This window comes from Streptomyces sparsus (assembly GCF_054776295.1).
This window is the reverse complement of the sequence record NZ_BAAHCA010000090.1, coordinates 1-10291: the sequence shown is the minus strand read 5'-3', so window position 1 is coordinate 10291 and position 10291 is coordinate 1. Positions and strand designations below refer to the sequence as shown.

The window sequence follows — 10291 nt, the reverse complement described above, 5'->3', positions numbered from 1 at the left end:
TCCCGGCTCCGAACTCTCTCGGAGCCGGGAGCCGCCGTCGTTCTCGCGGCCCGGCCGGAGACCCGTCGCCTCATCGCGAACCGCGCTCCTGCCCGCTCAGTCGGCGGCGGCGCCGAACCACTGCGACAGCCGCTCGACCAGGCCCTGCTGGTCCTGCCGGCCGTGGTGGTCCTCGCCCACCCACACGACGTGGCCGTCCGGCCGGAGCAGGACCGCGGGCACCTCCAGTTCCTCGCTGACGTCGACCACGTGGTCGACGCGGTCCGCCCAGCCCGTCACGGCGAGCCGTCCGGTCTGGTCGAGCAGGAGGCCGCGACCGCCGTGCATCAGCGCGTAGAGGCGCCCGCGCCTCAGTTCCACGTCCCGCATCCGGCGGCCGAGCAGTTCATGGCCCTCTCCGAGGTCGTAGCGGACCCCGACCGCGGTGATCATCTCGGTCACGTACCGGTTCACCTCCTCGAAGTCCATCAGCTTCGACAGCAGCTCCCGCAGTGCGGTCGCGCCCGGGCCCGTGCCGAGCAGTGCCATCTGCGCGCGGGTGTTGTCCAGCACGCGGGCACCCACCGGGTGCCGTTCGGCGTGATAGGTGTCCAACAGCCCCGCCGGGGCCCGGCCGTTGACCGCGGCGGCCAGTTTCCAGCCGAGGTTGAACGCGTCCTGCACACCGAGGTTGAGCCCTTGTCCACCGGTCGGCGGGTGGACGTGGGCCGCGTCGCCCGCCAGCAGCACTCGGCCGACCCGGTAGCGCTCGGCCTGCCGGGTGCCGTCGCCGAACCGGGACAGCCAGCGCGGCGAGTGCGCGCCGAAGTCGGTGCCGGCGACCGCCCGCAACCGCTCCTTGAACTCCTCCAGGGTCGTCGGCGCCGTCCGGTCCTCCGCCACGTCGGCGGCAGGCACGATGACGCGGTACAGCCCCTCCTCGCCGCCGTCGGGCACGGCTCCGAACCGCAGCTGGGTCCTGCGGACCCGTTCCACGACGGCGGCGACCGTCTGCGGGTCCTCGGCCAACTCCATCGCCCCCAGCAGCGTCTCCACCGTGGCGGGCTCGCCGGGGAACGCGACGCCGAGCCGCTTGCGCACCACGCTGCGGGCGCCGTCGCACCCGACGAGGTAGCGGGAACGCAGCCGCGTGCCGTCCGCCAGCCCGACGGTCACCCCGTGCTCGTCCTGGCTCAGCCCGACCACTTCGCAGCCGCGCCGGATCTCGACACCGAGGGCGAGGGCGGACTCGTTCAGCAGTCGCTCGGTGACCGGCTGCGGCGTGGCGAGACCGTACGGATGAGCCGTGTCCAACCGCTCCGGCCACGGCTTCATGATGCCGCCGAAGAAACCACCGATCTGGAAGCGGTCGCTGACCGCGAGGAACCCGTCCAGCATGCCGCGTTGGTCCATCAGCTCGACGCTGCGGACGTGCAGCCCCTGCCCGCGCGACTCCGCGGTCGGTTCAAGCAGTTTCTCCAGCACGACGACGTCCACCCCGGCCAGCCGCAACTCGCGGGCCAGCATCAGGCCGGTCGGTCCGCCGCCGACCACGATCACGTCAGTCATCAAGGGTCCCCGTTCAGCAGAAGGATCTCGGCCGGCCACCCGGCACAGCCCGGCGACGCCCGCACGACCGCACGGTCCGCCGACTGCGGCGCCCACCGGGTACCGCCAAGCGGCCCCGGGACGACAGGCATGCAGCTACCGCGTGAGGCCGTCATTTCCGCAGGTCGCGGCCCTGGGCGGACCATTCTGCGGCACCACCGGGGCCTTGCCGCAAGGCCCCCCGTGCGCTATATGTTGAGAGTGGCAAGGAGCGGGCGAGCTCCTTGCCTTTGCCATGTGCGGTCCGGTCCGAGCGGCAGGCTCGTCCGCCTTCCGCCGACCTCCTCTCGGAGCGTCGGCGTCACGTTCCTCGCTCCGCTCCGGCCGACACCACCGGTGCGCGGGAGCCGGGCGGCCCTGTCGTCCGCAGCGGCCACCACACGAGGGGTGAACCGCGACCGCCGCGACCCCTCCCTGGTCACCTGCCGCGGCTCGGCTCCTGGCGCCTGACGGCTTGCCCACGGGCGGTCGGTGCGAACCGGTGGGGGGCGGCAACACGGCGACAGAAACGCTCAGTTACCCCGTCCGCACATCTTGACGCGCCCACGCCATGCCCTCACGATGCGTGGGAGCGCTCCCAGGAACACGTCCTGCCACTCCCCCGCACGGAAGGACCGAGCCGTGACCCACCAACCGCCCTTGGAAGCCCCCCAGCAGGGGCGTCCGCAGCGGAGCAGACACCGCTTACTCGGGACTCTGGCCCTCGCCGGCCTGCTGGCCACCACCATGGCCGTGCCCGCCATGGGTGCCGAACCGGAGGCGGCGGCACCCGAGTTGCTCACGAACGGCGACTTCTCCGACGGCACCACCGGCTGGTGGTGGAGCGAGGGCAGTCCCGGCGCGGTCGTCGACGGCCGCCTGTGCGCGGAGGTACCGGCCGGCACGGCGAACCCGTGGGACGCCATCGTCGGGCAGAACGACCTCGCCCTCACCGCGGGCGAGAGCTACACGCTCCGCTACACGGCGACCTCCTCGGTGCCCGTCACCATCCGGGCCAACGTCCAGATGGCGTCCGAGCCCTACACGGCGGAGCTGTCCGCGGCCGATCCGGTCGACGGCACCGCCGAACCCGTCGAGCACGTCTTCACCGCCGACGCCGACCACACCGCCGCCCAGTTGGCCTTCCAGGTCGGCGGCGGCGAGGGGGACTACACGTTCTGCGTGGACGACGTCTCACTGACCGGCGGCGCCGAACCGCCCGCCTACGAGCCCGACACCGGTTCTCCCGTGCGCGTCAACCAGGTCGGCTACCTCACCGAAGCACCCAAGAGCGGCACCGTGGTCACCGACGCCACCGAGCCGCTCGGCTGGACACTGAAGGACTCCGAGGGCAGCGAGGTCGCGCGGGGCAGGACGGCGCCCGCGGGCACCGACTCCACCTCCCGCGAGAACGTCCACACCTTCGACTTCGGGGAGTTCACGAAGGCCGGCGAGGGCTACACCGTCACCGTGGACGGGGAGACCAGCGAGCCGTTCACCATCGGCGACGACCTGTACTCCTCGCTGCGCTCGGACGCGCTGGCGTACTTCTACCACAACCGCAGCGGCATCGAGATCGAAGCCGGACTCGTCGGCGAGCAGTACGCGCGCCCGGCCGGGCACATCGGCGTGGCTCCCAACCAGGGCGACCTGGACGTGCCGTGCCAGGAGGGCGTGTGCGACTACCGCCTGGACGTCTCCGGTGGCTGGTACGACGCCGGCGACCACGGCAAGTACGTGGTCAACGGCGGCATCTCCGTCGCCCAGGTGATGGCGAACTTCGAACGCACCGTGCACGTGGAGGGCGCCGACGGTGAGGCTCTCGGCGACGGCAGGCTGCGGGTGCCCGAGCGCGGCAACAACGTGCCGGACGTCCTGGACGAGGCCCGCTGGCAGATGGACTTCATGATGAAGATGCAGGTGCCCGCGGGCGAGGAACTCGCGGGCATGGCGCACCACAAGATCCACGACCGCGCCTGGACCGGGCTGCCGCTGCTGCCGAGCGAGGACCCGCAGCCGCGCGAACTGCACCCGCCGACGACCGCGGCCACCCTCAACCTGGCGGCGAGCGCCGCACAGTGCGCGCGGTTGTTCGAGCCGTACGACGCGGACTTCGCCGCGCGCTGCCTGGACGCGGCCGAGCGGGCCTGGACCGCGGCGAAGGCCCACCCGGACGTGCTCGCCGACCCGGGTGACGGCACCGGCGGCGGGGCGTACAGCGACGAGGAGGTCGCGGACGAGTTCTACTGGGCGGCGGCGGAACTGTTCGTCACCACCGGGGAGGAAACCTACCGTCGGGCCGTTCTCGACTCCGATCTGCACGGCGACACCGACGCGGTCTTCCCGCGCGGCGGACTGTCCTGGCAGACGACGGCCGGCCTCGGCGCGCTGAGTCTCGCCACCGTGCCGAACGACCTCACGGACGCCCAACTGCGCGCAGTGCGCGCCATGCTGGTCGAGGCCGCCGACGGATTCGCCCAGGACGCCGCCGACTCCGCGTACGGCGTGCCGTACGCCCCCGAGGGCGACGCGTACGTGTGGGGCTCCAACAGCCAGGTCCTCAACAACATGGTCGTGCTCGCCACGGCCCACGACCTGACCGAACGTTCCGTCTACCGCGACGCGGTGCTCAGCGGCATGGAGTACCTGCTGGGACGCAATCCGCTGAACCAGTCGTACGTCACCGGCTACGGCGAACGGGACTCGAAGAACCAGCACCACCGGTTCTGGGCGCACCAGGTCGACTCCTCGCTGCCGAACCCGCCGCCCGGCTCCGTGGCGGGCGGACCGAACGTCGGCATCGACGACCCGGTGGCGCAGGAGAAACTCCAGGGCTGCGCGCCGGCGATGTGCTACATCGACGACATCGGCTCGTGGGCGACCAACGAGATCACCATCAACTGGAACGCGCCGCTGGCGTGGGTCGCCTCCTACCTGGACGACCTCGGTGACGGAACCGGCGGCGAGGACGGCGGGCCCGGCGGTGAGGGGTGCCAGGTGTCGTACACCTCGCACGGCTGGGACGGCGGCTTCACCGCGCAGGTGGCCGTCACCAACACCGGTACGGCCGACATCAGCCCCTGGGAACTGGAGTGGACCTTCCCCGGTGACCAGCGCGTCACCCAGTCCTGGAACGCCAGGACCGCGCAGGACGGCCGCACCGTGACGGCCGAGCCGGTGAGCTGGAACACGAAGCTGGCGGCAGGCGGCACGGTGACCTTCGGCTTCAACGGCACCGCCGGCGCGGACGCGGACGATCCGACGGCGTTCCGGCTCGGCGGCGAGGACTGCGAGGTACGCACCGGCCGGTGACCGGGAGGCAGGACCACCGCCGGTGACGTCCCACCGGCAGCACATCGCGGTGCGGAGGCCCGGGAGCATCCCCCGGGCCTCCGCACCGGCACGTTCCGCCGCTCCTCCACCCCTGAATCCTTCGTGACCACTGGCGATCGGATCATCACAATAAGTGAGTGTTTCGGATAGGCCGTTCGGCGCCGGGGCAGTAACCGCAGGAGGAACCGCCTCGCACGAACGGAGGAGCGACGTGCTCAACGACCTGCTCGCCTGGCTCAGAGGGCGATCACGACGGCTCGCGGGCGCCGGCTCCGGCGGCGGGACGGCCGCCGACCCCGGAAGAGGCGAGGGCGGCGAAGGGGGCGGCAACAGCCCGCCCGGGGGCCGCACTCCGCTGTTCACCGCCGACTTCGCCTCCACCACGCAGTGGGTCGCCGGCCGTTCGTGGGCGTATCCGGGCGGCGGCCCCACCAATGCGGGCGACAACAAGCTGGACCACCTCGTGGCGGACCCCGCCTACAGCCGCTCGGGCGTCTTCCGCGCCACCCGGCGTCCCGACGGGCTCTGGGACGCCGGGCTGCTGACCACGGAGGGCAGCGAAGAGGGCTTCATGGCCCGCACCGGCGACGTGCTGGAGGCCAGGGTCCGGTTGCCGGAGCAGCTCGGTGCCTGGCCCGCGATCTGGACGTGGCGGGACGGTGGTCAGGAGATCGACGTCTTCGAGTACCACCCGGACAACGGCGACCTGCTGGAGCTGTCCAACCGCGTGCGCGGCGGCCATCTCTACCACCGGGACCCCTCCGTCCGCCCCGGCGGGTGGGTCGATCTCACCGTCGAGTTCGGGGCGCACTCGGTGGTGTGGTGGGTGAACGGTGCCCGGGTCTTCGCCGACCGCCGGGGGGTCGGCCGGCGTTGGCGGGCGTACCTCATCGTCAACCTCTCGGTCTGCGCCGGGCGTTACCACCCGCCGCCCGAGCCGGACGTCTCCCGGATGTCGTTCGAGGTGGCCCACCTGCACGTCCACCGACCGTAGCCACCGGTCGGGGAGCGGCGGGCCCGCTGGCAGACGTCGCCGGACGCCGCCGAACCGGCCATGGCCGACGGGCGGTCGTGACGGCCGTCCGGGTGCGGCGTCGAGCGGGTCAGTCGGCCTCGAGGTGCGGGGCGAGCCAGTCGACGAGGGCGGGCAGGTCGTGGTCGAGGGTGGCGAAGTGCACGCCCAGCGGCTCGTCCTGCGGCACCTCGCCCGGACCGTACCGCTGGTACACCACCGGGTGCTCACTGTCCTTGTTGGTCCGGCGCAGTTCGGTGACCAGCGCGTCGGTGCCCTTGAGCGGGGCGGGTGGGGCAGCGGGCACCCGCGGGTCGTCGGCGGCCTGGGACACGCGCACGGGCACGGACACGGTCACGTTCGGGTTCATCGCTTCGAGCTGCGCCTCGAAACGTTTCTGGTCGTCGTTGACGAAGGCGGGGTATCCGCCCTTGAACTGCTCGACGCCCAGGAGCCGCCCCCACGAGTCGGACCGGCCGAGTCCGGTCCGGCAGCGCCGGTCCACGTGCGGCCACAACGCGTACGCGGCCTCGGACAGCACGCGGTGCGGACGGATGTCCGGGTCACCGCCCACGGCTCCGCTCAGCAGCAGCGGCGTGGAGGCGTAGCCGTCGCTCCTCGCCGGGGCGAGCGCGCCTGCCCGGACGGCGCCGAGCAGGTGGTTGGCCGGTGCGACAGCCGCCACCGCCCTCAGGTCCAGGTCCGGCCAGGCGAGCGCGTGGTGGCCGGCGAACAGGGCGGCCTGACCTCCCTCGGAGTGGCCGACGACGGCGAATCGTCTCGACACCCGGTCGGGGAAGAGGTGACGGGCCGTCCGGACGATGTCCAGCACGGCCACGGCCTGGGACGGGCCGAGCAGGTAGGGGTACCGGCCGCCGCTGGTGCCCAGGTGTTCGTAGTCGGTCCTCACCACCGCCCACCCCCGGGCGAGGAACGCGTCGAGCAGCGTTCCAGGGTGGACGTGCACGGAGTGCGCCGGGGACTCCGGGTCGGCGCGTGACGGCGCGCACAGGTCGGCGACGCCGGCGGGGCCGTGCGCCCAGCTGATCACGGGGTACCCGCCGGGCGGCGGCGGGGTGCGGGGCAGGGCCAGCATGCCGGACGTGGCGATGGCCCTGCCGTGCACGTCCTGTGAGCGGTAGAGCACCAGCCAGTTGTCGCCCTCGCGCAGTGCGGCGGTGGTGTTGTCGAGTCGCCGCTGGTGGATCGGGGTGCCGCACTCCACACCGGGCGGGAGGGCCGGAGGGGTGTAGAAGGCGTCGCCGGCGGGTGCGTTCTCCGGCGGATCGAGCCGTAAGGGTGCGAGGATCACGGTCGTTGCCTTTCGGAGAGCGGACTCGGCGGGTTCCAGCGGAACGGTGACCGCGGCCGGCGGAGACGGCGGCCCGCGGCGGCCCATGGCCCGTGGCAACGGCCACCGTGGCGCCGGCCCCTCATTACGGCGGCAGGCTCCGTCCAGCATGCCGATCCGGTTCCCACCCGGAGGCGAACGTCGCCGAAACCCCCCGGAACAGTGAAACAGGGCACGACACGGCCATGACGCGTCGTACGCCCGCACACGCATGGCACGCCCGTGCGAGTGAGAATGCCGTGCCGTCGGCGGTGGCCTCGGTGGGCTGACGGCCGCCGGCCGGCACGTACACTCTCGCCATGGGTCGCATGTGTGCCGTCGGGGAGTGCCTGCCGCGGGCCGTCGGCGCGCGACCCCGGCCCGGGAGGCGACTGCCGGGCCCGACGGCGGTCGGGCCGGTCACCGCGGCCGAGACCGAACCGCCCCAGACCGGACGCGACGCCCTGCACGGCCACGGCTAGCGATCCCCCCGCCCCCGTCCTGCCCTTGCTCCCGCCGGCGACACCACCCGCGGAGACGGCACGACGCTCTGCCGGACGGGCCCGTTCACGGGCGCACCGTCCGAGACCGCCCCAGGAGCTGACGCACCGGTCGCTCCACCACTCCCCCACCACCACCTGCTCGACGTCATGATCACCGCAGCCCCCGGCACCGCGCCGGGGCTGCCGCCTGCGACGGCCGCACCACCGGCCGGGCGGGCACCGAAAGGATCTCTGTGAAGCTGAGCAACCTGCTGTCCGGACACGACCACCAGGTGCTCCGGGGCGACCCGGACACCACACCGATCACCGCCGGAGTCACCTTCGACACCGACCGGGTGAAGCCCGGCTCGCTGTTCGTGGCCGTTCCGGGCCACCGCGAGGGCGGCCCGGGCGCGATCGGGCCGGCCCTGGCCCGAGGGGCGGCGGCGATCCTGCTGGAGGGCGCCGAACCGGACCTGCCGGCGTCGGTGTGGGCTGAGACCGAGGGAGTGTGCGTGGTGCGGGTGGGGAACGCCCGGACCGCTGCCGCCGTGGTGTCCTCCCACTACTTCGGCGAGCCCGGACGGCAGATGGACATGGTCGCGGTCACCGGCACCAACGGCAAGACGTCCGTGTCCTACATGCTCGAGTCGCTGCTGCGGATCTCCGAGGGCGCCAGGGTGGGTGTCATCGGCACCTCGGGCAGCCGCGTGGGCGACGAACTGATCCCGATGCCCCGGACTGGGCTGAGCACCCCGGAGTCCCCCGACCTCCAGTACCTGCTGGGCCGGATGCGCGATCTCGGCGCCGGCAGTGTGGTGCTGGAGGCGACCTCGATGGCGCTGCTCACCTACCGGGTGGACCGCACCTTCATCGACGTGGGCGTGTTCACCAACCTCACCCAGGACCACCTGGACGACCACGGCACGATGGCCGACTACCGGGACGCCAAACTGCGCCTGTTCCAGGGGCTGTGCCGACGCGCGGTGGTCAACGCCGACGACCCGGTGGGCGCCACCATCGAGGCGATGATGCCCGAGGCGGTGAGCACGTACGGCATCGACGCGGAGGCCGACTACCGGGCGACGGACCTCGTCGGCGACGCGACCGGCACCCGTTTCGTGCTCCACCACGACGGACGGAAGTTCCCGGCTGCGATCCCCGTCGCGGGCCGGTTCTCGGTGTCCAACGCCCTGGCGACCCTCGCCGCCTGCCATCTGCTCGGGCACGACCTGGGCGGACTGGTGGCCGCCCTGAACCGGATGCCCCCGGTGCCGGGAAGGCTGGAGCGGTACGAGGCGCCGAACGGGACCTCGGTGATCGTGGACTACGCCCACTCCCCCGACTCCCTCGACAAGGTACTCACCGCCATTCGCGACTTCGCCCCCGCGAAGGTCATCACCGTGTTCGGCTGCGGCGGCGACCGGGACACCACCAAGCGCGCCGACATGGGGCGGATCGCCGGAGGCCACTCCGACCTGTGCGTGCTCACCTCGGACAATCCGCGCAACGAGGATCCCGAGGCGATCCTGGACCAGATCGCGCCGAGCATCGCGGCGACGGGCACGCCGTTCGCGCGGTTCACCGACCGGCGGCAGGCCATCGGCCACGCCCTCTCGGTGGCCGGACCGCAGGACATCGTCGTGGTCGCGGGCAAGGGCAGCGAGCCGTACCAGATCATCGGCGAGGAACTGCTGCCGTTCAGCGACATGGCGACGGTCCGCGAGCTCGCCGGGCGTTCCGCCACCGACCGCTGACCCCCGCCCCGCGAACCCCCACCGCGGCGCGCAGGACCGCACGGGCGTGTCGTCCGGGCGGTCGGCGCCGCCCCTTCGGTGGGCGTCGCCGCGGGCCCCGGGCAGGGTGTGCGCGGCACCGCTCCGAAGGCCGAACCGGAAGGGGGGCAGCACAGGACCGGTCGCCTGGCGCATACTACTGGTAATGAAAAAGACAGCCGCAACCCGGCGACACCTGCCCACCAGCCCCTTCAAGGTCCCTGTTGTAGCGCCGCTCGAGCAGTACGCGGTGGGCAACCGGGTCACGCACGACGTGCACGGCCTCGGCCGGGTCATCGGTATCGAGGACGAGGTGGCCGTGCTGGTCGACTTCGGTTCGCTTCAGAAGAGGATCACCACCCCCTACAGCAAGATGACCAAGCTCTGAGGTCCCCGCGCCCGCTCGGGGGACCACTCCCGCGCGGGACCCCGTGGCCGGCCGGCGCTTCCGGCCCCCACGGCCCCCTCCGCTGACGTCCGCCTCGGCAGACGTCCCGCTTGCTCTCGTGTCCACCGACGAAAGGGAGACGCCCCATCAACACGGCTCCGCTGTTCTCCGCGCCCGAACCGGACTCCGCCCCCACCGCGACCGATTCGACGCCTCCGGCGACGAATCCGTTCCAGGCACCGGACTTCGACGCGACCACCTCCGCTGGAGCCCCCGACGGCGAAACCGCGGAGTCCGGCCCCCGCCCGTAGCGGGGCCCGGGCCCGTGCACCACGCCCGCCCGTGCACCGCATCCCCCGTGCACACCGCCCGCCGGTGCTGCCCTCCTCGGGCGGCACGGGGCGG

General features: G+C 72.7%; 6 protein-coding genes. 4 read left to right on the top strand and 2 right to left on the bottom strand.

Features of this window, described 5'->3' with window-relative positions; all coding sequences use genetic code 11:
* Positions 1–96: 96 nt before the first annotated feature.
* Positions 97–1548, bottom strand: coding sequence for a rifampin monooxygenase (gene rox / locus ACYVE9_RS07865; RefSeq protein WP_461027010.1), 1452 nt, complete (start codon positions 1546–1548; stop codon positions 97–99).
* A 765-nt stretch (positions 1549–2313) separates the two neighbouring features.
* Between rox and ACYVE9_RS07860 the strand changes: the two genes are divergently transcribed.
* Both ACYVE9_RS07860 and ACYVE9_RS07855 read left to right on the top strand, forming a co-directional pair.
* Positions 2314–4878, top strand: coding sequence for a glycoside hydrolase family 9 protein (locus tag ACYVE9_RS07860; protein ID WP_461027012.1), 2565 nt, complete (start codon positions 2314–2316; stop codon positions 4876–4878).
* A gap of 376 nt (positions 4879–5254) precedes the next feature.
* Positions 5255–5893, top strand: coding sequence for a LamG domain-containing protein (locus ACYVE9_RS07855; RefSeq protein WP_461027011.1), 639 nt, complete (start codon positions 5255–5257; stop codon positions 5891–5893).
* Positions 5894–6002: 109 nt separating this feature from the next.
* Here ACYVE9_RS07855 and ACYVE9_RS07850 read toward each other — a convergent pair whose 3' ends face one another.
* A complete protein-coding gene (locus ACYVE9_RS07850; RefSeq protein ID WP_461027009.1) occupies positions 6003–7223 on the bottom strand; it encodes an alpha/beta hydrolase family protein in 1221 nt (406 codons plus the stop codon).
* Between the two features lie 754 nt (positions 7224–7977).
* On the opposite strand from ACYVE9_RS07850, the gene ACYVE9_RS07845 reads away from it, so the two are divergent.
* Together ACYVE9_RS07845 and ACYVE9_RS07840 are read left to right on the top strand one after the other, a co-directional pair.
* Positions 7978–9480: a UDP-N-acetylmuramoyl-L-alanyl-D-glutamate--2,6-diaminopimelate ligase gene (locus ACYVE9_RS07845; protein ID WP_461027008.1), complete on the top strand. Its 1503-nt coding sequence runs from the start codon at positions 7978–7980 to the stop codon at positions 9478–9480.
* Between the two features lie 184 nt (positions 9481–9664).
* The gene (locus tag ACYVE9_RS07840) at positions 9665–9886 is read left to right on the top strand and encodes a hypothetical protein (protein WP_461027007.1); all 222 of its coding nucleotides are present in this window, start codon (positions 9665–9667) and stop codon (positions 9884–9886) included.
* The last annotated feature ends 405 nt before the right edge of the window (positions 9887–10291 follow it).

What these genes read in the sequence shown, in the direction of transcription:
- ACYVE9_RS07840 (WP_461027007.1), top strand. Translation starts at nt 9,665, where the DNA reads ATGAAAAAGACAGCCGCAACCCGGCGACACCTGCCCACCAGCCCCTTC.
- ACYVE9_RS07860 (WP_461027012.1), top strand. Translation starts at nt 2,314, where the DNA reads ATGGCCGTGCCCGCCATGGGTGCCGAACCGGAGGCGGCGGCACCCGAG.
- rox (WP_461027010.1), bottom strand. Translation starts at nt 1,548, where the DNA reads ATGACTGACGTGATCGTGGTCGGCGGCGGACCGACCGGCCTGATGCTG.